Genomic DNA, 23,702 nt, shown 5'->3' on the forward strand with positions numbered 1-23,702 from the left:
TGCCAGGCCTGGCATGCGGAAGGATGGAATAACGGGGCTGCCGCCGCGTCACGCAGCAACCCTGGGAGCGCGCTGGCGCTCCCCAAAAAATCTCAGGCCACCTCGGCCGGGGCGTGCGCAGCCCCGCCCATGCCCAGGTAGGTGTCGATGATGCGGCGGTCGTTGAGCAGATCCTGCGCGGCACCCGTGAGCGCCACGGCGCCCATTTCGAGCACGTAGGCCCGGTCGGCCACGCGCAGTGCGGCGCGCGCGTTCTGCTCCACGAGCAGCACCGACACGCCATGCGCCCGCAGCGAGGACACCACCTGCAGCACCTCGCGCACGATCAGCGGGGCCAGGCCGAGCGAGGGCTCGTCGAGCATCAACAGGCGCGGGCGCGCCATCAGCGCACGGCCGATGGCCAGCATCTGCCGCTCGCCGCCCGAGAGCGTGGAGGCCAGCTGCGGGCGGCGCTCGCGCAGGCGCGGGAAGATCTCGAAGACCTCGTCCATGCGCTGCGCCTGGTCGCGCTGGCCCTTGCGCCAGCGCGAGAAGCCGCCCAGGAGCAGGTTGTCCTCCACCGACATCTCGCCGAAGAGCTCGCGCTTTTCGGGCACCAGGGCCACGCCGCGCGCCACCATGGCTTCCACGCTGGGGCGCACGATGCGCTCGCCGGCCAGGGTGATGGCGCCGGTGGCCGGCAAGAGGCCCATGGCCGCGCACAGCAAGGTGGTCTTGCCCGCGCCGTTGGGGCCGATGACGGTGACGATCTCGCCCTCGTTCACCTCGAGCCGGACCTGGTGGACGGCTTCCACCTGGCCATAGGAGACGCTCAGGTCCTGGAGTTGCAGCAAGGCGGTCATGCGGTGGCTCCTTCAGTGGCAGCGGCGGGCAGGTCGTCATCGGCACCGCCCAGGTAGGCATCGAGCACGCGCTGGTTGCTCTGCACCTGTGCGGGCGTGCCCTCGGCGATCACGGTGCCGAACTCCAGCACGGTGATGCGGTCGGCCAGGTTCATCACGAACTCCATGTCGTGCTCCACCACCAGGATGCCCAGGCCCTCGGCGCGCAGCTGGCGCAGCAGATCGGCCAGGGCCTTCTTTTCCAGGTGGCGCAGGCCGGCGGCAGGCTCGTCGAGCAGCAGGATGGCCGGCTGGCCGGCCAGGGCGCGCGCGATCTCCACGATGCGCTGTTGCCCCAAGGCCAGCGAGGCGGCGGGCGCGTCGGCATGGACGTCCAGGCCGCAGCGCTCGATCTGGCGGCACGCCTCGGCCAGCAGGGCGGCTTCTTCGGCGCGGTCCAGCCGCAGCATCGAGGCCAGCCAGCCGCGGTGGGCGCGCTGGTGCGCGCCGAGGGCGACATTCTCGACCACGCTGCGCTGGCCCAGCAGGCGCACATGCTGGAAGGTGCGCGCCATGCCCAGGCGCGCAAAGGCGCGCGAGGGCCGGCGCAGCATGGCCTGGTCCACCAGGCGCACCTCGCCCTCGGTGGCGTCGTCCACGCCCGAGATCATGTTGAAGAAGGTGCTCTTGCCGGCACCGTTGGGGCCGATCAGCGCATGCACCTCCCCGGCCTTGACGTCCATGGAGACGTTGTTGTTGGCGACCAGCCCACCGAAGCGCTTGGTCACGTTGCGGGCCTGCAGCAGCACCGTGCCGGGCGTCGGCAGCGTGCGCTGCGCCAGTTGCATGGCCTGGCGCACGGCACGCGGCGCCTCGCGGCGCAGCCAGCGCTCGCCCAGGCGGTTGAGCGTGGGCCACAGGCCGTCGGCAAAGCGCTGCAGCACGAAGACCATGAGCAGGCCGAAGACGATGACCTCGAAGTTGCCGCTGGTGCCCAGCAGCGAGGGCAGCACGTCCTGCAGCTTCTCCTTGAGCAGGGTGATCAGCGTGGCGCCCAGCACCGCGCCCCAGAGGTGGCCGGCGCCGCCGACCACGGCCATGAACAGGTACTCGATGCCGATGTTGAGGTTGAACGGCGTGGGGCTCACGAAGCGCTGCAAATGCGCATACAGCCAGCCCGAGATGGCCGCCAGCAGCGCCGCCAGCACGAAGAGCTTGATGCGGTAGTGCGCCGTGTCCACCCCCATGGACTCGGCCATCACCCGGCCGCCCTTGAGCGCACGGATGGCGCGGCCCTCGCGCGAATCGAGCAGGTTGTGCAGCAGCCACAGCGACACCAGCAGCACCGCCCAGATCAGCACGCCGATGGCGCGCGGCGAGGCCAGCGAGAAGCCCGCCACCACCAGCGGGGGGACGCCGGTGATGCCGGTCTGCCCGCCGAGGAACTCCATGTTGCCGAACAGGTAGTACAGCGACAAGCCCCAGGCGATGGTGCACAGCGGCAGGTAGTGGCCCGAGAGTTTGAGCGTGACCGACCCCAGGCCCCAGGCCAGCGCGAAGGTGACCAAAAGGCCCAGCACCAGTCCCACCCAAGGCAGGCCGGCCATACCGACGATGCCCGAGAGCGCCTGCACCGATGCGGGCGCGGTGCAGATCCAGGCCGTGGCATAGGCGCCGACGCCCACGAAGGCGGCCTGGCCAAACGAGGTCATGCCGCCCACGCCGGTGAGCATGACCAGCCCGGCCGCCACGATGGCGTACAGCCCGATATAGCTGAGCATGACCACGGTGAAGTCGGGCAGCCAACCCCAGCACAGGGCCAGCAGCGCCACGCCGGCCAGGGTGAGCTGGGTGCGCGTGACGATGCCGCGCGATGTGGGTGCGGCTTGTGCGCTGGCGGCCATATCGGTCTTGACGGGCGTGCTCATTCCTCATCCTCCACATGGCGGCTGTTGAGCGAGCGCCACCACAGCACGGGCACGATCAGGGTGAACACGAGAACCTCCTTGTAGGCACTGGCCCAGAACGAGGCGAAGGCCTCCAGCTGCCCCACCAGCAGGGCACCGGCCAGCGCCATGGGGTAGCTGGCCAGCCCGCCCACGATGGCCGCGACGAAGCCCTTCAAGCCAATCAGGAAACCCGTGTCGTAGTACACGGTGGTGAGCGGCGCGATCAACAGACCCGAGACGGCGCCGATCAGCGCGGCCAGGGCAAAGCTCACGTCGCCCGAGAGTTCGGTGGGGATGCCCATGAGGCGCGCCCCCACGCGGTTGATGGCCGTGGCGCGCAGCGCCTTGCCGACCATGGAGCGGCCGAAGAACAGGAACAGCAGCATCACCAGCGCCAGCGTGACGCCCAGCACCACCAGCGACTGACCCGAGACGGGGATGCCACCGAGGTCAAAGCGCGCCTCGGAGAACGGCGGCGTGCGCGAACCCTCGGCACCGAAGAACAGCAGGCCCAGGCCCACCAGCACGCCATGCAGCGCCACCGAGACGATGAGCAGCATCAGCACCGTGGCATCGGCCAGCGGCCTGAAGGCCAGGCGGTACAGCAGCGGCCCCATGGGCGTGATGAGCACCAGCGTGGAAAAGGCCTGCATGCCCAGCGAGGTTGGCCGCAGCCCGAGGATCAGCCCGGCGGCCACCAGCGGCAGCACCAGGCACCACACCACCGTGGCGGACCAGTTCACGGGGCTGCCGCGCCGAAAGCGCACCACCTCGACAAGCAGCACCACCGCGGCCATGCCCAGCAGCAGCCACAGCGTGGCGGGAATGCGCCCGCCCTGCATCATGGCCATGGTCAGCGCCCCGAAGGCCACGAACTCGCCCTGGGGGATGAAGATCACCCGGGTCACGGAAAAAACCAGCACCAGCGCCAGCGCCATCAGTCCATAGATGGCGCCGTTGACAATGCCGTCCTGCCCCAGCAGCAGGGCGATCTGCAAATCCATATTCGGCTTTCTGTCTATTGAAGGCAGGTATGCCGCAGGGCTGCGCAGGCAGCGGGCACTTCGTCAGCCCGCCGCCCTCGCATCTGCGCCATCAGACCTCGCTGTGCTCGGTCAGGGCTGGTATTTCCAGGTGCCGTTCTCGATCTTGACCATCACGCGGGCGCGCTGGTCCAGGCCAAGGTGGTCGTTCTCGGACATGTTGAAGATGCCGTGGGCGCCGGGCACTTCCTTGATCTGCTCCAGCGCATCGCGCAGGGCGGCACGGAACTCGACTGTGCCGGGCTTGGCCTTCTTGAGCGCGACGGGCACGGCCGCGGCCATCAGCACGCCAGCATCCCAGCCGTGGGCGCCGAAGGTGGAGACGCTGTCCTTGCCGTTGGCGGCCTCATAGGCGGCCACGTAGGCGCTGGCCGACTTCTTCACCGGGTGCGAAGCGGGCAGTTGCGAGGCCACGAGCACGGGACCGGAGGGCAGGAAGGTGCCTTCCACATCCTTGCCACCCACGCGCAGGAAGTCGGCATTGGCTACGCCGTGGGTCTGGTAGACCTTGCCGGTGAAGCCGCGCTCCTTGAGCGCCTTCTGCGGCAGCGCGGCCGGCGTGCCGGAGCCGGCGATCAGCACGGCATCGGGCTTGGCCGAGATCATCTTCAGGGTCTGGCCCGTCACCGAGGTGTCGGTGCGCGCATAGCGCTCGTTGGCCACGATCTGGATCTTCTTGATGGCGGCGGCCTTGCCGAACTCCTGGTACCAGCCTTCGCCGTAGGCATCGGCAAAGCCGATGAAGGCCACGGTCTTGATGCCGGCGTTGGCCATGTGGTCGACGATGGCCAGCGACATCATGATGTCGTTCTGCGGGGTCTTGAAGACCCACTTCTTCTTGGCATCCATGGGCTCGACGATGCGCGCCGAGGCGGCCATGGAGATCATGGGCGTCTGCGCCTCGGCCACCACGTCAATCATGGCCAGCGAGTTGGGCGTGGTGCTCGAACCGAGGATGATGTCGACCTTGCTTTCGCTGATCAGCTTGCGCGTGTTGCCCACGGCCGTGGTCGTGTCCGACGCATCGTCGAGCACGATGTAGTTGACCTTCTGGCCGCCGATGGTGCGCGGCATCAGGGCGATGGTGTTCTTCTCGGGAATGCCCAGCGATGCGGCGGGGCCGGTGGCCGACACCGTGACGCCGACGGTGATGTCGGCCAGGGCAGCGCCGCAGGCCATGGCGGCAGCAGCGGCCACCAGCGCGAGTTGTGCAAAACGGAATTTCATGCTTTGTCTCCTGTGGATCATTGTGAAAGAAAGAGGTCAGCGCCGAGCATGGCTCCGGCGCTCAGCTGGCTCTTGGTGGCCGCTTGGGAATACACGACATGCGTGGTGCACGCATTGTCATGGACGGGGAGGCCTTTCGGCCAGTGGTGGGGGCATGCGCACGGCAGGAAACCCGCCAAAGAACAGATCGGCCACGATGGGCGCCATGGTCTCGTAGTCGAGCTCGCCATCGGGCTTGAGCCAGGTGAACATCCAGTTGATCATGCCGAACAGCAGCATGGTCAGCGCCTTGGTCAGGCCTGCGGCATCGGTGTCGGGGCGCATCTGTGCCAGCGCCTGGGCAAAGACGGCCACCACGGCGCGCTCCTTGCCGAGGATGCGCTCGCTGTCCTCGGGCTGCAGAAAGCGCACGTCCTCGGTCAGCACGCGGTGGGCATGCTGGGCCTCGGCGTATTCCTCGACGAAGCGGTGGATCAGCTCGCGCAGCCGCGCCTCGGGTTCGAGCTGCTTGCCCTGCACCTCGTCCACCAGGGCCTGCAGGCGCGAGACATGGCCGTCGGCGATGTGCACGAGCAGGTTGTACTTGTCGCGAAAGTAGTGGTACAGCGTGGGCTTGGACAGGCCGCAGGCCTCGGCCACCTCGTTCATCGAGGTGGCGGGGTAGCCGCGGCGTGCAAACAGTTCGGCGGCATGGCGGAGGATCATTTCGCGCTGGTCGTCGTATCCGGGGGATCGTCCTCGGGCCATGGGCAGTTTTCCTTTGCATCCGGTAGTGAAGGGCCGCCATCTTGCCGCATGCCGACGCACAGGGGGCACGCTGGCGCCCATTCTCCCCAGGGAGAAGGCGCTGTACGGCACTGCGGCAGCCGGGTTCATCACCGCTCGTCGAACGACAGCACCACGCTGTCGGTCAGGGGCCGGCACTGGCAGGTGAGGACGAAGCCGGCGGCCACGTCGGCCTTGTCGAGCGCGAAGTTGCGCTCCATGCGCACCTCGCCCTCCACGCACTTGGCGCGGCAGGTGCCGCACACGCCGGACGTGCACGAGAAAGGCACCTCCAGCCCGGCGGCCGACGCGGCATCGAGGATGCTCGCCTGCCCGTCGGAGAAGGGGAACTCGCGCCTGAGGCCGTCGCGCACGATGGCGATGCGCGCGGTCTTGGCATCGCCCGGAAGTGCCTCGTGCACCACGGCCCCCACCTGCCCGCCTGTGGGCAGGGCCACGCCGAAGCGCTCCACGTGGATGCGCTCGGCCGGCACGCCGCCCGCCAGCAGCGCGGCCTCGGCCTCGTCGTTCATCTGGAAGGGACCGCAGATGAAGGCCTCGTCGATTTTCTGCGCGGGGATAAGGGCGCGCAGGAACTCGGCGAGCTTTTCGCGGTTCACGAAGCCCATGTTCAGCGGCGCGTCGGTCTGCTCGGCCGAGAACACATGGTGCAGCACCAGCCGCGTGAGGTAGCGGTTCTTGAGGTCCTCGATCTCCTCCTTGAACATGGTGGACTGCAGCGTGCGGTTGCCGTAGATCAGCGTGAAGCGGCTGCCGGGCTCGCGCGCCAGCACCGTCTTCATGATGGACAGGATGGGCGTGATGCCGCTGCCGCCCGCGATGCCCAGGTAATTGCGCTGCGCCTGGGGCTGTATCGGTACGAAGAAGCGGCCTTGCGGCGCCATGACCTGCAGGGTGTCGCCCACCTGCAGCTGCGCATTGATCCAGTTGGAGAACACGCCGCCGTTGACCTTGCGCACGCCCACGCGCAGCTCGGCATCGTCGACACCGGCGCAGATGGAGTACGAGCGGCGCAGGTCCTGGCCGCCAATGTCGGTGCGCAGCGTGAGGTACTGGCCCTGGGTGAAGCCGAAGACCTCGCGCAGTTCGGGCGGCACGTCGAAGGAGACGATGACGGCCTCGGCCGTGTCGGGCTCGATGGCGCGCACGCGCAGGGGATGGAAGATGACGCTCATGTCGGTGTCTTGTAGGAGGGCGTGAAAAGGGTCTTCACAGCGGCTTGAAGTGCTCGAAGGGCTCGCGGCAGGCCATGCAGCGGTACAGCGCCTTGCAGGCCGTGGAGCCGAAGGCCGAGAGCCGCTCGGTCTGCAGGCTGGCGCAGCGCGGGCAGGCCAGCGACGGCGCAGCGGCATGCGTGCGCGGCATGAAGCGCAGCGGCACCTCGGTGCCCGGCGGCAGCGGGCCCGGCGGCGCGATGCCATAGGCCAGCAGGCGCGCGCGCCCTTGCTCGGTGATCCAGTCGGTGGTCCAGGCGGGGGCTCGCTGCAGGGTGGCGTGGGCCGGGCCCAGGCCGGCGGCGTCGATGGCCGCCAGCACGTCGTGCTCGATCACCTCGGTGGCCGGGCAGCCCGAATAGGTGGGGGTGAGCACGATCTCCAGGCCCTCGCCCGCCAGACGCACGTCACGCACGATGCCCAGGTCGCACACGGAGACTGCGGGCACCTCGGGATCGGGCACGTTGGCGAGCACCTCCCACGCCCGCGCAATGCGCGCGTCGGCGGCTTGCTGGCGAGCAATGGCTTCGGCCATCATCACCAAACGCCCCCGGGAAAGCTGCGCTGCAGGTGCTGCATCTCGGCCAGGATGAAACCCATGTGCTCGCTGTGCACACCCTGCTTGCCGGTGCTGCGAAACGCCGACTCCCTGGGCGTGGCCAGGCTGGCGGCGGCGAGGACCTGCGCCATCTCGTCGGTCCAGGCGCCCTGCAGGTCGGCCCAGCGCGGGCCCAGGCCTGCGGCGTGGGCAGCGTCCTCGACCGCATCGGAGGCGAACAGCTCGGGCGTGTAGCGCCACAGCGAAGCCAGGGCGGCCTCGGTGCGGCGGCGCGACTCGGCCGTGCCGTCGCCCAGGCGCACCACCCAGTCGGCACAGTGCTGCTGGTGGTAGCGCGCCTCCTTGAGGGCCTTGCCGGCGATGGCGGCCAGCTCGGTGTCGCTGGAGCTGGCCAGGCGCTCCCACAGCAGCTTGAGCAGGGTGGCCACCATGGTGTTGCGCACCATGGTGAAGGCGAAGTCGCCGCGCGGCAGCTCCACCAGGGTCACGTTGACGTAGTCGCGCTCGTCGCGCAGGAAGGCCAGCTGGTCTTCGTCATGGCCGCGGCCTTCGATCTGGCCGGCCCGCGTGAGCAGCGCGCGCGCCTGGCCCACGAGGTCCAGCGCCATGTTCGCCAGGGCGATATCTTCTTCGAGCACGGGACCGTGGCCGCACCATTCGGACAGGCGCTGGCCCAGGATCAGGCAGGTGTCGCCGATGCGCAGCAGGTACTGCACGGCCGGGCCCTGGCTGGTGTGGATGCTGGTGGCTTGCATGGCGGGCGCTCTCACATGTGGTCCACGGACTCGGGCAGCACGTAGAAGGTGGGGTGGCGGTAGACCTTGTCCTGCGCGGGGTCGAAGTACATGGCCTTCTCGCCCGGGTCGCTGGCCACGATCTGGTCGGAGCGCACCACCCAGACGCTGGTGCCTTCCTGGCGGCGGGTGTAGACGTCGCGCGCCAGCTGGATGGCCATGCGCGGGTCGGCGGCGTGCAGGCTGCCGCAGTGCTTGTGGTCCAGGCCTGCCTTGCTGCGCACGAACACCTCCCACAGCGGCCATTCGGTGGCCATGGCGGGATCGGCAACGGGGGTGGAGGGGGAGGATGAGGTCGTCATGGGGGTTCTCGAATGGGGAAGGCTCAGGCAGCGGCGCGAACCGGGGCGTGCTTGGCGGCATGGGCCAGGGCGGCTTCGCGCACCCAGGCGCCATCGTCCCAGGCCTTGACGCGGGCGCCCAGGCGCTCTTCGTTGCAGGGGCCGTCGCCACCGATCACGCGCCAGAACTCGCTCCAGTCGATGGCGCCGTAGTCGTGCGCCTGGCGCTCCTCGTTCCACTTCAGGTCGGGATCGGGCAGGGTGACGCCGAGCAGCTCGGCCTGCTCGACCGTGGCGTCGATGAACTTCTGGCGCAGCGTGTCGTTGGAGATGCGCTTGATGCCCCAGCGCATGGACTGTGCGGAGTTGGGCGACTGGTCGTCGGGCGGGCCGAACATCATGATGGAGGGCCACCACCAGCGGTTCACCGCGTCCTGCACCATGGCACGCTGCGCCTCGGTTCCCTGCTTCATCATGGTCAGCAGGGCGTCGTAGCCCTGGCGCTGGTGAAAACTCTCTTCACGGCAGATGCGCACCATGGCACGCGCATACGGCGCGTACGAGCAGCGGCAGATCGGCACCTGGTTCATGATGGCCGCGCCATCTACCAGCCAGCCGATGGTGCCCATGTCGGCCCAGGTCAGCGTAGGGTAGTTGAAGATCGAGCTGTACTTGGCGCGGCCGGTGTGCAGCGCGTCGATCATCTGGTCGCGCGAGGTGCCCAGGGTCTCGGCTGCGGCATACAGGTACAGGCCGTGGCCGCCCTCGTCCTGCACCTTGGCCAGCAGGATGGCCTTGCGCTTGAGCGTAGGCGCGCGGGATATCCAGTTGCCCTCGGGCAGCATGCCGACGATCTCCGAGTGCGCGTGCTGGCTGATCTGGCGCAGCAGGGTCTTGCGGTAGTGGTCGGGCATCCAGTCCTTGGCCTCGATGAATTCGCCTGCGTCAATGCGCGCATCGAAGGCTTCCTGGCGCTGCATCTCTTCTGCGCTGCGCAGGGCCTTAGCGTCGCCGCCGTCCTTGCCCATGGTGTCCATGGCCTGGGTGTACATGGTGGTGTCCTTTCGTGGGGGGCGCCGCTCAGCGGGCGCGCTGGTCGATCACGCGGCGGGCCTTGCCCACCAGCGTGCGTTCGATGGAGTCGGTGGCCAGCACCTCGACCTGGCAGGTGATGCCCACCAGGGTCTTGATGCGGTGCTGCACCCAGCCGGTAAGGTCCGGGCGCTCGCCGTCTGCCACGCCGGGCTGCAGCTCGCAGCGCACGGTCACCTGGTCGAGGTTGCCGTCGCGCGCCACGAGGATCTGGTACTGGCCCGAGAGCTTCTCGTTCTGCAGCACGATCTCTTCGATCTGCGTGGGGAACACGTTCACCCCGCGGATGATGAGCATGTCGTCCGAACGGCCGACGATCTTGCCCATGCGCCGGAACGCGCGCGAGGTGGGCGGGAAAAGGCGCGTGAGGTCGCGCGTGCGGTAGCGGATCATGGGCAGCGCCTCCTTGCTTAGCGAGGTGAACACCAGTTCGCCCTCCTGGCCGTCGGGCAGCACCTCGCCGGTTTCGGGGTCGACGATCTCGGGGTAGAAATGGTCTTCCCAGACCACCGGGCCGTCCTTGCTCTCGATGCACTCGCTGGCCACGCCCGGGCCCATCACCTCGGACAGGCCGTAGATGTCCACCGCGTCGATGCCCGACTTGGTCTCGATCTCGCGGCGCATGGCCTCGGTCCAGGGCTCGGCACCGAAGATGCCGATCTTGAGCGAGCTTTCGCGCGGATCGAGCCCCTGGCGCACGAACTCTTCGTTGATGACCTGCATGTAGGAGGGGGTCACCATGATGATGCTGGGCGCGAAGTCGCGGATCAGCTGCACCTGCTTTTCGGTCTGACCGCCCGACATCGGGATCACCGTGCAGCCGGCGCGCTCGGCGCCGTAGTGCGCGCCCAGCCCGCCCGTGAACAGGCCGTAGCCATAGGCCACGTGGATCAGGTCGCCGGCGCGCCCACCCGCAGCGCGGATGGAGCGCGCCACCAGGTCGGCCCAGGTGTCGATGTCCTTGCGCGTATAGCCCACCACCGTGGGCTTGCCCGTGGTGCCCGAGGAGGCATGGATGCGCGACACCTGCTCGCGCGGCACGGCGAACATGCCGAAAGGGTAGTTGTCGCGCAGGTCCTTCTTGACGGTGAAGGGGAACTTCGACAAGTCGGACAGCTGTTTGAGGTCCGAGGGGTGCACGCCCTTGGCATCGAAGGCACGCTGGTAGTGCGCCACGTTGTCGTAGGCATGCTGCAGCGTCCAGCGCAGGCGCTGCAGCTGCAGGGCCTGGACTTCATCGCGGCTGGCGGTTTCGATGGGCTCCAGGTCGCCTGGGGCAGGTTGGCGCACGGCCATGGATGTCTCCTGTGGGTCTTGGTATGGGGGTCAGCGGCCGGCGGCATCCAGCGGCACGGTGGGCTTGCCCTTCATGCAGTACGAGCGCCCACGGAACACGGCAATCGCCTCGCCGCGCTGGTTGCGCACGTTCACGTCGTACACGCCGGTGCGGCCGGCCAGCGAGACCTCGCGGGCCTCGGCCGTGAGGCGGTCGCCCTCGCGTGCGGGCGCCAGGAAGTCGATGGACAGGCCCGAGGCCACGGTCATCTCGTTGCGCGCATTGCACGAGAAGGCGAAGGCCGAGTCGGCCAGCGTGGTGATGAAGCCGCCGTGGCAGATGTCGAAACCGTTGAGCATGTCGGCGCGCACCGTCATCTCGAGCGTGGCCTGCCCCGGGCCGATGGCCGTGATGGCGATGCCCAGGCCCTGCGTGGCACGGTCGTTGGCCAGCATGCCGCTGCGCACATGCTCGGCGATGGCCTGGGGGTCGAGCGTGGAAGTGGCGGAATCCATGGGGTACTCAGCGGTCTTGGAACACGGGGGCGCGCTTGCCGATGAAGGCCTCGACGCCCTCGCGGTAGTCGGCGGATGCACCCAGCGTGCGCTGCAGTGCAGCCTCGTGCGCCAGGGCCTGGCCAAAGTCCATCTGCGCCGCAGCGTCCATCGCGTTGCGCGTGGCCACCAGTGCCTTCACGGGCATGGCGGCGAGGCGCTGGGCCAGGACCTGGGCCTCGTCCTGCAGGGCCGCGTCGTCCACGCAGCGCCAGATCAGGCCCAGGCGCTCGGCCTCGGGCGCGGGCAGCTTGTCGCCCAGCAGCGCCAGGCCCAGGGCCTGGGCGCGGCCCACCAGGCGCGGCAGCAGCCAGGTGCCGCCGGTATCGGGCACCAGGCCGATCTTGGTGAAGGCCTGGATGAAGCTGGCCGAGCGCGCGGCCAGCACCAGGTCGCAGCCCAGGGCCAGGTTGGCCCCGGCGCCCGCAGCCACGCCGTTGACGGCGGCGATGACCGGGATGGGCATGCTGCGGATGCGCTGGCACAGCGGGCCGTAAAGCTTGTCAATCACCTCGCCCAGGTCCTTGGGGGCCGCCCCGGGTGTGAGGTCGGGCGCCACGGCGGGGTCGCCCAGGTCCTGCCCCGCGCAGAAGGCACGGCCCGTGCCCGTGAGTACCACGCAGCGCACCTCGGCATTCGCGGCAGCCGCCTCCAGCGCGGCCAGCAACTGCGCATGCAGTTCGGCCGTGAAGCTGTTGAGCGCGGCAGGCCGGTTCAGGGCCAGCGTTTGCACGGCGCCCGACTGCGTCACGAGGACAAGGGGTTCAGACATGGATGCTCCTGCCTACCAAGGTGGGGGAAAACTCGTTTTGATCGATCGCAAACATTATTGACCGACCGTTCGGTAGAGAATAAACTTTCCACAACCCTGATGCAAGTCAAACCCCTCAGGGCAAACCCTAAACGGAGACAAATACATGCCCCTGTTCGATACCCACCGCGCCCTGCTCGACGGTGCCCTTGGCGCCCTGGCCACGCGCGGCCACTGGACGCCCTTCCCCGAATCGCCCTCGCCCAAGGTCTATGGCGAGACCGGCCAGGCCGATGGCCAGGCGGCCGTGAATGCCCTGCTGGGCAAGGACTTTGCGCTGCAGCAACCCGGCGAGCGGGGCCGGCTGGCCACGGAGCGCTCGCCCTATGGTGTGGTGCTGGACGTGCGCTACCCCGATTGCGACGTGCACGCGCTGGTGGCCGCGGCCCAGGCCGCCGAACCGGCCTGGCAGGCGCTGGGTGCGCAGGGCCGCGTGGGCGTGCTGCTGGAGGCGCTCACGCGCATCCACCGCCGCAGCCACGAGATCGCGCATGCCGTGATGCTGACCACCGGCCAGGGCCCGATGATGGCCTTCCAGGCCGGCGGTCCGCATGCGCAGGACCGCGCGCTCGAAGCCATCGCCTACGCCTGGAAGGCCATGGCCGACGTGCCCGGCGAGGCGCTGTGGGACAAGCCCCAGGGCAAGAACCCGTCGCTGGTGATGCAAAAGCACTACGAGATCGTGGGCCGCGGCGTGGCGCTGGTGATAGGCTGCGCCACCTTTCCGACCTGGAACACCTACCCCGGCCTGTTCGCGGCGCTGGCCACGGGCAACCCGGTCATCGTCAAGCCCCACCCCAATGCCGTGCTGCCGGCCGCGATCTCGGTGAACATCCTGCGCGAGGTGCTGGCCGAGCAGGGGCTGGACCCGAACACCGTGACGCTGGCCCTGAGCCCCCGCGCCGAAGACACGCAGGCCCTGGCCACGCACAGCGCGGTGGCCAGCATCGACTTCACGGGCAGCAACCAGTTCGGCCACTGGCTCATCGACAACGCCCGGCAGGCGCGCGTGTATGCCGAGATGGCCGGGGTGAACACCGTCATCATCGAATCCACCGACCAGTACGCGGCGCTGCTGCGCAACCTGGCATTCACGCTGTCGCTGTACAGCGGCCAGATGTGCACGACCACGCAGAACCTCCTGGTGCCGCGCGGCGGCATCGCCACCGACGAAGGCCACAAGAGCTTCGAGCAGGTGGGCGAGGACCTGGCCGCCGCTGTGACCGAGCTGGCCTCGAACCCGCGCGTGGCCACCTCGGTGCTGGGCGCCGTGGGCTCGCCCGAGACCGTGGCGCGCATGCAGCAGGCGAGCAGCAAGGGCCGCCTGGTGCTGGCTTCGCGCGCCCTGCCCCACCCCGAGTTCGCCAGCGCGCAGATCCATACGCCGGTGATCGTGGCGCTGGAGCAGGCCGACAGCGCCATCTACGGCCAGGAATGCTTCGGCCCCGTGTCCTACCTGGTGGCCACCGATTCGGGCGCCGCCAGCCTGCAGGTGGCCGAGGCCACGCTGCGCACGCACGGTGCGCTGACCCTGGGCGTGTACTCCACGGACCGCAGCTATATCGATGCCGCCGTGGCCCTGGGCCGGCGCACGCGCGTGGCCCTGTCCATCAACCTCACGCAGGGCGTGTTCGTGAACCAGTCCGCATCGTTCTCGGACTACCACGCCACGGGCGGCAACCCCGCCGCCAACGCCACGTACACCAGCCTGGCCTTCGTGGCCGACCGCTTCGTGATCGTGCAGCGGCGCGAGCATGTGGCTGCGCCGGCTGCCGCGGCCACCACGTAAGCACCGTCAGCGTTGCGGCATGTCCTTGATGGAATAGCCCAGGCTGACCGTCGCGTCCTCCGGGATGGCCGGCATGGTGGCGTTCCACGCCTCCCATGCCGCGCGCATCGCGGCCAGACGCCCGGGGTCCACCTGGGCGCGGTTGGCACGCTCGCGCTCGTCGTCGGCCAGGTTGAAGAGGTAGTCATTGCCGTCCACGCGAAGGTACTTCCACTCGCCTTCGCGCATGGCGCGCTGGCCGCGGTGGTTCATGCGCCAGAACAGCGGGCGCTCGCATTCCCAGTCGGCATCGCGCAGCAATGGCATCAGCGAGGTGCCGTCGAGCGGGTAATCCGCATCGGCGGCCACGCCGGCCGCGTCGAGCATAGTCGCGGACCAGTCCATGGTCATGCAGCTGTGCACGCTCTCGCCGCCCGGGGCGATCACGGCGGGCCAGTGGGCGATCCACGGCACGCGGATACCGCCCTCGGTCAGGTCCATCTTGCCGCCCACCAGGGGCCAGTTGTCTGAGAAGCGCTCGCCGCCGTTGTCGCTGGTGAAGACCACCAGCGTGTCGCTGTCGATGCCGTGGCGGGCCAGCGATTCCATGATGCGGCCGATGCCCTCGTCCATGTGGTGGATCATGCGGCGGTAGGTCTCGATGTTGCCGCCGTGCAGGTGGAAAAGGTTCTGGCGCACCTCCTCGGCCAGCGCGGCATCGTCGCGTGTTTCCCAGGGCCAGTGCGGTGCCGTGTAGTGCAGGCTCAGGAAGAACGGCGTGCCCGCCTGGGCGCCGGGCGCCATGCGCTCCACAAAATCCAGCGCATGGTCGGTGATAAGGTCGGTGAGGTAGCCGTCCTGCTGCGCCTCCTCCTCCCCCAGGTAAAGATCGTGCTGCCCGGCAGAGCTGCAGTGCGTGAAGTAGTCCACCCCGCCCGACATGGGGCCGAAGAACTCCTCGTAGCCCGACTGCAGCGGCCCGAAGGCCGGCGGGTAGCCGAGGTGCCACTTGCCCATCAGCGCCGTGCGGTAGCCGCCGGCGCGCAGCAGCGAGGGCAGCGTGGGGTGCGCTGGCGGCAGGCCCAGCGTGGTGCTGCCCCGGCTCTTGCTGTTGATGGGCTCTTCGGCCGCGCCGCGCAGGCGGTACTGGTAGCGCGCGGTCATCAGCGCGAAGCGCGTGGGCGAGCACACGGGGGAGTTGGAATAACCCTGCGTGAGCTTGAGGCCCTGCGCGGCCAGGCCGTCGAGCACGGGCGAGACCGGGCCGAAGGCGGCCTCGCGACCGCCGTAGCAGCCCAGGTCGGCATAGCCCAGGTCGTCGGCGACGATGAAGATGATATTGGGGCGCTGGTGCTGCATGGGGGCCTCAGGGTTTGAAGCCCGAACGTTGCACCACGGGTGCCCATTGCGCACGGTAGGCCTTGAGCATGGCCTCGGTCTGCGCCATGCTGCTGGCCACGGGCTCCATCTTGGCGGCCTCGAACTTGCGGCGGGTGTCGGGGTCCTTCATGACCTCGTGGATCAGCCCGGCCAGGCGCTCGGCCTGGGCCTTGGGCATGCTCATGGGCGCGAAGAAGGTATTCCAGCCCGTGGCGGCCAGGTCCAGGCCACCTTCCTTGAAGGTCGGGATCTTCGGATCGAGCGGGCTGCGCTTGGCGCTCGACACCGCGAGGATGCGGATCTTGCCCGCCTCGTGCTGCGGCAGCAGCGTGTCGAAGGTGTCGAAGGCCACGGGTACCTGGCCACCGATCAGGTCGTTGAGCAGCGGCGCCGAACCCCGGTAGCCGATCACTTCGGCATTCACCTTGGCCGCATCACCCACCATGAGGCCAAAGAAGTGCGGCAGGCTGCCGGTGGCCGGCACGCCGAAGTTGGCCTTGTCGGGATTGGCGCGCAGCCAGGCGATCAGGTGCGGCAGCTCGCGCACGGGCACGGCGCTGGAGACGGCCACGCCGAACTCGTAGCTGTTGACGTGGCTCACGGGGCGGAAGTCGCGCTCGGCGTCGTAGCCCGCATCAGGGAAGACCAGCGGCGCCACCAGCATCACGGCCGGGTTGGCCAGCAGCAGCGCGGGCTGGTTGGCCGGCGCGCTCTTGACGGCCTGGGCCGAGAGGCGGCCGCCGGCGCCGGTGCGGTTCTCCACGATCACGGGCGAGCCGAGCTTGGCCTGCAGCTTGTCGGCCACGATGCGGGCGACCCGGTCGCTGGAGCCGCCGGGCGCATAGCCGACGATGATGCGCAGCGGGGCCTCCTGGGCGCGGACCAGGCAGGCCGACAGCGCGAGCGCGGCGGTGAGGATGAAGGCAGGCGGTTTCCACATGGCGGCGCTCCCGGATGAATATCGATAGAAGGAATGGCGCACTGTATCGGGCCCACAATGGATTGATCTAAACAACCATTGCCCGGACATACCCTGATGCCCACACCCGAACCCGCCACCCCGCCCCGGCTGGCCGACCCCGAGACGGCCCAGCACCTGCTGATGTACCGCCTGAACCGCCTGCTGGCCGTGGCCGGCAGCCTGGTGGTGCGCCTGTGCGAGGGCGGCTATGGCATCACGCGCCGGGAGTGGGGCCTGTTGATGTGGCTGGCCGAGCACCCGGGCATGCCCCCGGCCGAGCTGGCCCAGCGCCTGGGGCTGGACCGTGCGCGCACTTCGCGCGCCATCACCTCGCTGCTGGCCAAGAAACTCATCACCCGCGATGCCATGCCGGGCGACCGGCGCCAGGCCGTGCTTTCGCTCACCCCGGCGGGCCAGGCGGTGCACGATGCCCTGTTCCCACAGATCAAGGCGCTCAACCAGGGCCTGCTGGCCGGGCTGGACGCGGGCGCGGTCGACGCGCTCGATGCCAGCCTGGCCCACCTGCAGCGCCAGGCCGAGGCCCTGGTGGCCACCCGCACCGATGTGCCGCGCACCTACCGGCTCAGGGGCGGGCGGCACATCGAGTAGGCCAATTCATTGGCCGATGTACAGGCAATCAAAGGGTTGTGCCACGCCAAAGGCGGCTGGTAACGCTATCCTGTGGCCACAGGTGCAGCGCGCACCTCTTCTATATAAGAATCCCACTCCGCATCCATGTCCACATCCACCTCGCTCTGGAGCCCCTTGCGCCAACCTGCATTCAGGGGCCTGTGGCTGTGCGGCGGGGTGTTCTTCATCGGCAGCGGCATGCAGACCATGGCGGCCGCCTGGCTGATGGTGGAGCTCACGGGCTCCTCCTTCCTGGCCGCCCTGGTGCAGACCGCCGTGTTCATGCCCATGTTCCTGCTGGCGCTGCCGGCAGGCGTGCTGGCCGACACGACCGACCGGCGCCGGCTGATCTCCGGCGCGCTGATGGCGCAGATCGGTGCCTGCAGCCTGCTGGCCCTGCTGGTGCTCATGGGCTGGGGCGGGCCGGCGTCGGTGCTGTTCCTGGTGTTCGTCTGCGGTTGCTGCACGGCCGTGCTCACGCCGGCCTGGAACTCCTCGGTCATCGACCCGGTGCCGCGCGAAGAATGGCCCCAGGCCATCACCGCCGTGAGCATCGCCTACAACGCCGCGCGCGCCGTGGGCCCCACGCTGGCCGGGCTGGTGTTCGCACAGCTGGGGGCTGGCTGGGTGTTCGCCGTGGCGGCGTGCACCACCGTGGTGATGTGGGAATCCATCCGCCGCTGGCCCCCGCGCCCGCATGCCCCGACGCGGCTGCCGGCCGAGCGCCTGTGGGGCGGCACCCTGAGCGGCCTGCGCTTTGCCTGGCATTCGCGCATGATCCTGGCGCAATTGGTGCGCGTGATGGCGTACAGCGCGGCGGGCTCGGCCCTCTGGGCGCTGCTGCCCGTGATCGCCCAGCGCCAGCTGGGCACGGGCGCCCAGGGCTTCGGGCTGCTCATGGGCTGCCTGGGCACCGGCGCCGTGGCCGTGGGCCTGGTCATCGGCAAGCTGCGCGCCCGGTTCAGCCTGGATGCCATCGTCAACGTGGCCTGCCTGGTGTTTGCCGGGGCCATGCTGGTGGCAGCGTTCTCCCATACCGCCTGGGTGGTGTACCTGGCCATGGTGCTGGGGGGCGCGGCCTGGATGTCGGCCATGTCCACCTTCAACACCGCCACCCAGGCCAGTGCCCCGCCCTGGGTGCGCTCGCGTGCGGTGGCCATGCACATGGTGGCGGCGCTGGGCGCCTTTGCCATGGGCTCGGCCTTCTGGGGTGCGGCCTCGGACATCGTGGGCCTGGCGCCCACGCTCTGCGTTGCTGCCGCCATCATGGGCGCCGGCCTGCTGCTGGCGCGCCCCATGCCGCTGCGCATGGGTGCCCTGCACGAGGTGACGCAGGCGACGCCCTGGGATGAACTCTTCATCGAGGCCGAGCCCCTGCCCGAGGCCGGCCCGGTGGCCGTGGAGGTGGGCTACCGCATCGCGCCGGGCAACGACGCCGACTTCCTCGATACCATCAGCCGCATGAAGGCGCCGCGCCGGCGCGACGGCGCCACCTTCTGGCGTGTGTACAAGGACCTGGGCGAGCCCTCGCGCTATGTGGAGCGCTTCATCGTCGAGTCCTGGGCCGACTACCTGCACCAGCGCGCCCGTGCCACCATGGCCGACCAGGCGCTGGAAACCGAGGTGCGCGCCTACCTGGCGCCCGGCGAGACGGCGCGCATGTCGCACTACATAGCTGAACGGTAGCCTTCCACGGCCCTGCGACAATCGGGGCATGAGCTTCGCCCCCCTCTCCAACGACACCTTCCTGCGCGCCTGCCGCCGCCAGGCCACCGACTACACGCCCCTGTGGCTGATGCGCCAGGCGGGCCGCTACCTGCCCGAGTACAAGGCCACCCGCGCCAAGGCCGGCAGCTTCATGGGCCTGGCCACCAATGTGGACTACGCGACCGAGGTGACGCTGCAGCCTTTGGCCCGCTTCCCGCTCGACGCGGCCATCCTGTTCAGCGACATCCTCACCGTGCCCGACGCCATGGGCCTGGGCCTGTCGTTCGCCGAGGGCGAGGGGCCCCGCTTTGCAAGGCAAGTGCGTGACGAGGCCGCCGTGGCCGAACTGGCCGTACCGGACATGGACAAGCTGCGCTATGTGTTCGATGCCGTCACCAGCATCCGCAAGGCGCTGAACGGCCGCGTGCCGCTGATCGGTTTTTCAGGCAGCCCCTGGACGCTGGCCTGCTACATGGTCGAAGGCAAGGGCAGCGACGACTACCGCATGGTCAAGAGCCTGATGTACGCCCGCCCCGACCTGATGCACCGCATCCTGGCGACCAACGCCGACGCCGTGGCGGCCTACCTGAATGCCCAGATCGACGCGGGCGCCCAGGCGGTGATGATTTTCGACAGCTGGGGTGGTGTGCTGGCCGACGGCGCCTTCCAGGAGTTCAGCCTGGCCTACACGGCCCGGGTGCTGGCACAGCTCAAACGCACCGGCGTGGACGGCACCGACGTGCCCCGCCTGGTCTTCACCAAAGGCGGCGCCCTGTGGCTGGAAGACATGAAGCCGCTGGACTGCGAGGTGCTGGGCCTGGACTGGACAGCGAACCTGGCGCGCGCCCGTGCACTGGTGGGCGGCGCCGTGGGCGGCCCGGGCAAGGCCCTGCAGGGCAATATCGACCCCAATGTGCTGTTTGCCCCGCCCGAGCAGATCGCCGTGCAGGCGCGCCGGGTGCTCGACAGCTTTGGCACGCCGCACACCGACCGCAGCAGCACCGGGCCCACGCACATCTTCAACCTGGGGCATGGCATCAGCCAGTTCACCCCGCCCGAGCATGTGGCGGCGCTGGTCGAGACCGTGCACCGGTATTCCCGCAGCCAGCGCGCAGGAGGCTGAAAAAACCGCCCTCCAGCGCCAGGAATAGCCTGGGTTGCGCACACCAGCGGTACATCTGCGAAAAAATCAATCGGGCCGTCTGCGTGACGGCCCTTTTTTTTTCACACTGCTGCAAGTGCTTGATTTGTATAGGCATTCACCGAGTGCACTTTTGCTGGGCAATCTACCGGAAGCACGGCTTTGCAAGGGTCGGTGGGCCAAACACCGGGGATATCAACAAAGTTATCCACAGAATTTCTGGATTTCTTGTGAAAACCCCGTGAAATCAAGCACTTGCAGCCGAAATGACAGAAAACACTGGATATCGCCCTGCAGCCCTAGCATAAAAACCAGGGCCAACCGCCCCTTGACGAACCGGGCCCACTGCACTTATGCACACAAAACGTGACGCGGCGCAGCAAAAGCAGCAGGCGTTGCCCTAGCACAGGAAAGCGCTGTAAAAATCCTCAGATGATTGATTCATATGGATTTTTTGACCCTGCCACTTTGGCAGGCATTCTGTTGAAGCCCAGCATCCATGCGGCTTGCGAAGCCATTGGGACAGGATGTCAACAAAGTTATCCACAAAATCCTGGGATGACTTGGCAGAGCGCGGCAGAACCGACAGCCGGGTGATCCGCCCCGCCGCTGCGCCTGCGCCGTGAAGTGCGCCGGTCAAAAATGCCGCTGGCCCCGGCAGGCCCACTGATTTGGGTAAAAAGGGCTGTCAGAAAAGCCATCCCAGGACCAGGAATAGCCAGGGTTGTGCACACCGACGGCCCGTCCTTGAAAAATTCTATCGCGCGGTTTCCACGGCAGCACTTTATTTTCGCCGTGTCGCAAGTGCTTGATTTATATAGGCATCCGTCGGTTGCACTTTTGGCAGGCAACCTAGCGAAAGCGCGGTCCTTCAAGGGCTGGCGGTCTGCGCGCAGGAGATATCAACAAAGTTATCCACAGATTTGCTGGACTTCTCGGGAAACCCTTGATAAATCAAGCACTTGCGTGCGATATCGCAGAAATCAGTGGATATCTCGCCTTGCCGGCTAGCACAGAAAGCACGCCCAATGTCCTCTTGACGAACCCAGCCAACTGCACTTATGCACACAAAACGTGATGCGGCGCAGCAAAAGTCTGGTGGATGCCGGTAACACAAAAAATCGCCCAAAAAATCTTCAGATGATTGATTCATATGGATTTTTTGACGCTGCCGGATTAACAGGCAATCTGTTCAGGCCCAGTATCCATGCGGCCTGGGCCATGGTGAAGACAGGATGTCAACAAAGTTATCCACAGAATTGTGGGATGACTGGAAAAACGCAGCGCGATCATGCACTTGGCGCCCACATCGCCACAGCACATGAACTAGCGCACGCAAGCTGCGCAGGCCGCCCGTGCGCCCGGCGACCTGGAGGATTCGCGTACGATTCCCGGTTGCCTTACCGCTCCTGCGCGGTCGCCGCACACCCCTGATCCCTTGACCTTGCCCCCCACCACCATCGTCCATGTGGCCCTGCACGCGCCCTCGCACAGCGGCGTGGGGGAGCTGCTGAGCTACGCCAGCCCCCAGGCCCTGCCGCCGGGCACGCTGGTACGGGTGCCGTTTGGCACGCGCGAGGTGCTGGGCGTGGTCTGGGACAGCGACGAAGCCACCGGCAAGCTGCCCGAGGGCGCCACCATGCGCGCCATTGCCGGGGTGCTGGCCGGCGTGGCGCCGCTCGATGCGCCCTGGCGCCGCCTGGTGGGGTTTGCGGCACGCTACTACCAGCGATCGCTGGGCGAGGTGGCCCTGGCGGCCCTGCCGCCGCAGCTGCGCGACCTGGGACCGGAGCAACTGGCCCGGCGCCTGCGCCGCCCGGCCGCGCCCGTTGGCGACACCAGCCAGGACCTGCCCACCGTGGCCCTGACGCCCGAGCAGGAAAGCGCACGCGCGCAGATCGCCGCCGAAAAAGGTCCGTTCGTGCTGTTCGGCAGCACCGGCAGCGGCAAGACCGAGGTCTACCTGCGCTGCGTGCAGGAGGTGCTGGACGCCGACCCCAGCACCCAGGCCCTGGTGATGGTGCCCGAGATCAACCTCACCCCCCAGCTCGAAGAGCGCTTCACCGCCCGTTTCGCGCCCCGTTTCGGCGCCCAGGCCGTGGTCTCGCTGCACAGCGGCATGACCAACCCGCAGCGCCTCAAGAGCTGGCTGGCCGCGCACAGCGGCACTGCGCGCATCGTGCTGGGCACGCGCATGGCGGTGTTCGCCAGCCTGCCCGGGCTGCGCCTGATCATCGTGGACGAGGAGCATGACCCGAGCTACAAGCAGCAGGAAGGTGCCCGCTACTCCGCACGCGACCTGGCCATATGGCGCGGGCGCGAGCAGGGAGCCAAGGTGCTGCTGGGTTCGGCCACGCCCTCACTGGAAAGCTGGTACGCCAGCCGCCCGCCTACGCCCGAAGACCCGGAGGGCGGCCGCTACCTGCGCCTGCACATGCCCAGCCGCATCGGCGCGGGCCAACTGCCGCGCGTGCGCCGGGTGGACATGAACCAGCAGCCCCGGCGCGCCGTGTTCACCGCCCCCTTGCTGGCCGCCATCACCGAGCGGGTGCAGCGCGGTGAGCAGAGCATGATTTTGCTCAACCGCCGCGGCTACGCCCCCGTGCTGCACTGCGCCGACTGCGGCTGGAAGAGCGACTGCCCCCACTGCAGCGCGCACCAGGTGTTCCACAAGACCGACCGCACCCTGCGCTGCCACCACTGCGGTTACACCGTGCGCGTGCCGCGCCACTGCCCTACCTGCGGTAGCCCCGACATCTTGTCCATGGGCCGGGGCACCGAGCAGCTGGAGGAGCAACTGGGCGGCCTGCTGTCCGAGGTGCTGCGCCCCGACGGCTCGCCCGCGCGCATCGCCCGCATCGACGCCGACACCACCAAGGCCAAGGGCGCACTCGAGAGCCAGCTGGCGCAGGTGCACTCGGGCGAGGTCGACGTGCTGGTGGGCACGCAGATGATCGCCAAGGGCCACGACTTTCGCCGCATCACCCTGGTGGCGGCGGTGCAGCCCGACGGCGCGCTGTTCTCCAGCGACTTCCGTGCGGCCGAGCGCCTTTTTGCCCTGCTGATGCAGGCCGGCGGGCGCGCAGGGCGCGATGCGGCCTACATGGCCGCCCAGGGCGGAGCCCCCTGCGAGATGTGGGTACAGAGCTTTCACCCCCAGCACGCGGTGTTCGAGGCGCTGCGCACGCACGACTACCCTGCCTTCGCCGCCCAGCAGCTCCAGGAGCGCCAGGAGGCGGGCATGCCGCCCTTCGCTTACCAGGCCCTTGTGCGCGCCGACGCCCGCACCCAGGAAGTGGCCCAGGGCTTCCTGACCGCCGCCAGTGCCGCCGCCCGGGAGCATGGCCTGCCGGGGCTGGACCATGTCACCCTGTACCCGCCGGTGCCGCTGACCATCCAGCGCATCGCCAACGTGGAGCGCGCCCAGATGCTGCTGGAAAGCCCGAGCCGGGCCGCCCTGCAGCGTTTTCTGTCCACCTGGCAGCCCGTGATGCAGGCAACGCGCAGCGATCCGGCCCACAAAGGGCTGATCCGCTGGCTGGTGGATGTGGATCCTCTGACGATCTGAGCCGGCCCATTAACAAGAACTCGTCTTTGTTACGCGGCCCGGCATAGCCCCCCAGGATGGGGGGTGCTCCGGCAAAGGCGAACAAACTACAATGCCGGGTGGTGCCAGAACGCCCCCAGCCCGTGGCTGGACGGGTCGTG

The 23,702-nt window shown here is 68.4% G+C and carries 20 protein-coding genes; 5 read left to right on the plus strand and 15 right to left on the minus strand.

From position 1 onward, the window contains the following. Positions 1 to 92: 92 nt before the first annotated feature. The 13 genes from ACSQ3Y_RS30990 to ACSQ3Y_RS31050 all read right to left on the minus strand — a co-directional run bounded on the left by ACSQ3Y_RS30990 (position 93) and on the right by ACSQ3Y_RS31050 (position 12,368). Complete coding sequence (locus ACSQ3Y_RS30990) at positions 93 to 842, minus strand: ABC transporter ATP-binding protein (protein ID WP_436179927.1); 750 nt, start codon at positions 840 to 842, stop codon at positions 93 to 95. Beyond that, positions 839 to 2,749, minus strand: a complete 1,911-nt coding sequence (locus ACSQ3Y_RS30995; protein ID WP_436179928.1) for a branched-chain amino acid ABC transporter ATP-binding protein/permease — start codon at positions 2,747 to 2,749, stop codon at positions 839 to 841. Before ACSQ3Y_RS30995 ends, ACSQ3Y_RS30990 begins: the two co-directional genes overlap by 4 nt. After that, positions 2,746 to 3,774 carry a branched-chain amino acid ABC transporter permease gene (locus tag ACSQ3Y_RS31000; RefSeq protein ID WP_057268621.1) on the minus strand — a complete coding sequence of 343 codons (1,029 nt, stop codon included), beginning with the start codon at positions 3,772 to 3,774 and terminating at the stop codon, positions 2,746 to 2,748. The genes ACSQ3Y_RS30995 and ACSQ3Y_RS31000 overlap by 4 nt, the downstream gene beginning before the upstream one ends. 111 nt (positions 3,775 to 3,885) lie before the next feature. After that, positions 3,886 to 5,040: an ABC transporter substrate-binding protein gene (locus tag ACSQ3Y_RS31005; RefSeq protein WP_057204043.1), complete on the minus strand. Its 1,155-nt coding sequence runs from the start codon at positions 5,038 to 5,040 to the stop codon at positions 3,886 to 3,888. Positions 5,041 to 5,157: 117 nt separating this feature from the next. Further along, positions 5,158 to 5,787 (minus strand): TetR/AcrR family transcriptional regulator, encoded by a 630-nt coding sequence (locus ACSQ3Y_RS31010; protein ID WP_057268620.1) that lies wholly within the window; start codon positions 5,785 to 5,787, stop codon positions 5,158 to 5,160. A 128-nt stretch (positions 5,788 to 5,915) separates the two neighbouring features. Further along, positions 5,916 to 7,001, minus strand: coding sequence for a 1,2-phenylacetyl-CoA epoxidase subunit PaaE (gene paaE / locus ACSQ3Y_RS31015; RefSeq protein WP_436179929.1), 1,086 nt, complete (start codon positions 6,999 to 7,001; stop codon positions 5,916 to 5,918). 34 nt (positions 7,002 to 7,035) lie between these two features. After that, positions 7,036 to 7,578, minus strand: coding sequence for a 1,2-phenylacetyl-CoA epoxidase subunit PaaD (paaD, locus tag ACSQ3Y_RS31020; RefSeq protein WP_436179930.1), 543 nt, complete (start codon positions 7,576 to 7,578; stop codon positions 7,036 to 7,038). Beyond that, the gene (paaC, locus tag ACSQ3Y_RS31025; protein ID WP_436179931.1) at positions 7,578 to 8,354 is read right to left on the minus strand and encodes a 1,2-phenylacetyl-CoA epoxidase subunit PaaC; all 777 of its coding nucleotides are present in this window, start codon (positions 8,352 to 8,354) and stop codon (positions 7,578 to 7,580) included. Before paaC ends, paaD begins: the two co-directional genes overlap by 1 nt. 11 nt (positions 8,355 to 8,365) lie before the next feature. Continuing rightward, the gene (paaB, locus tag ACSQ3Y_RS31030) at positions 8,366 to 8,695 is read right to left on the minus strand and encodes a 1,2-phenylacetyl-CoA epoxidase subunit PaaB (protein WP_436179932.1); all 330 of its coding nucleotides are present in this window, start codon (positions 8,693 to 8,695) and stop codon (positions 8,366 to 8,368) included. A 23-nt stretch (positions 8,696 to 8,718) separates the two neighbouring features. Next, the gene (paaA, locus tag ACSQ3Y_RS31035; protein ID WP_436179933.1) at positions 8,719 to 9,726 is read right to left on the minus strand and encodes a 1,2-phenylacetyl-CoA epoxidase subunit PaaA; all 1,008 of its coding nucleotides are present in this window, start codon (positions 9,724 to 9,726) and stop codon (positions 8,719 to 8,721) included. A gap of 28 nt (positions 9,727 to 9,754) precedes the next feature. Further along, positions 9,755 to 11,062, minus strand: coding sequence for a phenylacetate--CoA ligase PaaK (gene paaK, locus ACSQ3Y_RS31040; protein WP_436179934.1), 1,308 nt, complete (start codon positions 11,060 to 11,062; stop codon positions 9,755 to 9,757). Between the two features lie 30 nt (positions 11,063 to 11,092). Beyond that, on the minus strand, positions 11,093 to 11,557 hold the full coding sequence (gene paaI, locus ACSQ3Y_RS31045) for a hydroxyphenylacetyl-CoA thioesterase PaaI (RefSeq protein ID WP_436179935.1): 465 nt from the start codon (positions 11,555 to 11,557) through the stop codon (positions 11,093 to 11,095). A 7-nt stretch (positions 11,558 to 11,564) separates the two neighbouring features. Continuing rightward, positions 11,565 to 12,368 (minus strand): enoyl-CoA hydratase-related protein, encoded by an 804-nt coding sequence (locus ACSQ3Y_RS31050; RefSeq protein ID WP_436179936.1) that lies wholly within the window; start codon positions 12,366 to 12,368, stop codon positions 11,565 to 11,567. 145 nt (positions 12,369 to 12,513) lie between these two features. Between ACSQ3Y_RS31050 and paaN the strand changes: the two genes are divergently transcribed. Further along, a complete protein-coding gene (paaN, locus tag ACSQ3Y_RS31055) occupies positions 12,514 to 14,196 on the plus strand; it encodes a phenylacetic acid degradation protein PaaN (protein WP_436179937.1) in 1,683 nt (560 codons plus the stop codon). Between the two features lie 6 nt (positions 14,197 to 14,202). Here the strand turns inward: paaN and ACSQ3Y_RS31060 are convergent, their stop codons facing one another. Continuing rightward, positions 14,203 to 15,534 (minus strand): sulfatase family protein, encoded by a 1,332-nt coding sequence (locus ACSQ3Y_RS31060; protein WP_436179938.1) that lies wholly within the window; start codon positions 15,532 to 15,534, stop codon positions 14,203 to 14,205. Positions 15,535 to 15,541: 7 nt separating this feature from the next. Continuing rightward, positions 15,542 to 16,495: a Bug family tripartite tricarboxylate transporter substrate binding protein gene (locus ACSQ3Y_RS31065; RefSeq protein WP_436179939.1), complete on the minus strand. Its 954-nt coding sequence runs from the start codon at positions 16,493 to 16,495 to the stop codon at positions 15,542 to 15,544. 96 nt (positions 16,496 to 16,591) lie between these two features. Here ACSQ3Y_RS31065 and ACSQ3Y_RS31070 point away from each other — a divergent pair, with 96 nt between their 5' ends. The 4 genes from ACSQ3Y_RS31070 to priA all read left to right on the plus strand — a co-directional run bounded on the left by ACSQ3Y_RS31070 (position 16,592) and on the right by priA (position 23,562). Beyond that, the gene (locus ACSQ3Y_RS31070) at positions 16,592 to 17,125 is read left to right on the plus strand and encodes a MarR family winged helix-turn-helix transcriptional regulator (protein WP_436179940.1); all 534 of its coding nucleotides are present in this window, start codon (positions 16,592 to 16,594) and stop codon (positions 17,123 to 17,125) included. A 126-nt stretch (positions 17,126 to 17,251) separates the two neighbouring features. Beyond that, the gene (locus tag ACSQ3Y_RS31075; RefSeq protein ID WP_436179941.1) at positions 17,252 to 18,832 is read left to right on the plus strand and encodes an MFS transporter; all 1,581 of its coding nucleotides are present in this window, start codon (positions 17,252 to 17,254) and stop codon (positions 18,830 to 18,832) included. Positions 18,833 to 18,860: 28 nt separating this feature from the next. Next, positions 18,861 to 19,976 carry a uroporphyrinogen decarboxylase gene (gene hemE / locus ACSQ3Y_RS31080; protein WP_436179942.1) on the plus strand — a complete coding sequence of 372 codons (1,116 nt, stop codon included), beginning with the start codon at positions 18,861 to 18,863 and terminating at the stop codon, positions 19,974 to 19,976. Between the two features lie 1,462 nt (positions 19,977 to 21,438). Beyond that, complete coding sequence (gene priA / locus ACSQ3Y_RS31085; RefSeq protein WP_436180198.1) at positions 21,439 to 23,562, plus strand: replication restart helicase PriA; 2,124 nt, start codon at positions 21,439 to 21,441, stop codon at positions 23,560 to 23,562. Positions 23,563 to 23,702 lie beyond the last annotated feature (140 nt).

Origin of the sequence: Acidovorax sp. LjRoot66 (assembly GCF_964253305.1) — a bacterium.
Taxonomy (GTDB): Bacteria; Pseudomonadota; Gammaproteobacteria; order Burkholderiales; family Burkholderiaceae_C; genus Acidovorax.

What these genes read in the sequence shown, in the direction of transcription:
- ACSQ3Y_RS30995 (WP_436179928.1), bottom strand. Translation starts at nt 2,749, where the DNA reads ATGAGCACGCCCGTCAAGACCGATATGGCCGCCAGCGCACAAGCCGCA.
- ACSQ3Y_RS31005 (WP_057204043.1), bottom strand. Translation starts at nt 5,040, where the DNA reads ATGAAATTCCGTTTTGCACAACTCGCGCTGGTGGCCGCTGCTGCCGCC.
- ACSQ3Y_RS31010 (WP_057268620.1), bottom strand. Translation starts at nt 5,787, where the DNA reads ATGGCCCGAGGACGATCCCCCGGATACGACGACCAGCGCGAAATGATC.
- ACSQ3Y_RS31075 (WP_436179941.1), top strand. Translation starts at nt 17,252, where the DNA reads ATGTCCACATCCACCTCGCTCTGGAGCCCCTTGCGCCAACCTGCATTC.
- ACSQ3Y_RS30990 (WP_436179927.1), bottom strand. Translation starts at nt 842, where the DNA reads ATGACCGCCTTGCTGCAACTCCAGGACCTGAGCGTCTCCTATGGCCAG.
- ACSQ3Y_RS31060 (WP_436179938.1), bottom strand. Translation starts at nt 15,534, where the DNA reads ATGCAGCACCAGCGCCCCAATATCATCTTCATCGTCGCCGACGACCTG.
- paaN (WP_436179937.1), top strand. Translation starts at nt 12,514, where the DNA reads ATGCCCCTGTTCGATACCCACCGCGCCCTGCTCGACGGTGCCCTTGGC.
- ACSQ3Y_RS31050 (WP_436179936.1), bottom strand. Translation starts at nt 12,368, where the DNA reads ATGTCTGAACCCCTTGTCCTCGTGACGCAGTCGGGCGCCGTGCAAACG.
- ACSQ3Y_RS31070 (WP_436179940.1), top strand. Translation starts at nt 16,592, where the DNA reads ATGCCCACACCCGAACCCGCCACCCCGCCCCGGCTGGCCGACCCCGAG.
- hemE (WP_436179942.1), top strand. Translation starts at nt 18,861, where the DNA reads ATGAGCTTCGCCCCCCTCTCCAACGACACCTTCCTGCGCGCCTGCCGC.
- paaB (WP_436179932.1), bottom strand. Translation starts at nt 8,695, where the DNA reads ATGACGACCTCATCCTCCCCCTCCACCCCCGTTGCCGATCCCGCCATG.
- ACSQ3Y_RS31065 (WP_436179939.1), bottom strand. Translation starts at nt 16,495, where the DNA reads ATGTGGAAACCGCCTGCCTTCATCCTCACCGCCGCGCTCGCGCTGTCG.
- paaA (WP_436179933.1), bottom strand. Translation starts at nt 9,726, where the DNA reads ATGTACACCCAGGCCATGGACACCATGGGCAAGGACGGCGGCGACGCT.
- paaI (WP_436179935.1), bottom strand. Translation starts at nt 11,557, where the DNA reads ATGGATTCCGCCACTTCCACGCTCGACCCCCAGGCCATCGCCGAGCAT.
- paaE (WP_436179929.1), bottom strand. Translation starts at nt 7,001, where the DNA reads ATGAGCGTCATCTTCCATCCCCTGCGCGTGCGCGCCATCGAGCCCGAC.
- paaK (WP_436179934.1), bottom strand. Translation starts at nt 11,062, where the DNA reads ATGGCCGTGCGCCAACCTGCCCCAGGCGACCTGGAGCCCATCGAAACC.
- paaC (WP_436179931.1), bottom strand. Translation starts at nt 8,354, where the DNA reads ATGCAAGCCACCAGCATCCACACCAGCCAGGGCCCGGCCGTGCAGTAC.
- ACSQ3Y_RS31000 (WP_057268621.1), bottom strand. Translation starts at nt 3,774, where the DNA reads ATGGATTTGCAGATCGCCCTGCTGCTGGGGCAGGACGGCATTGTCAAC.
- paaD (WP_436179930.1), bottom strand. Translation starts at nt 7,578, where the DNA reads ATGATGGCCGAAGCCATTGCTCGCCAGCAAGCCGCCGACGCGCGCATT.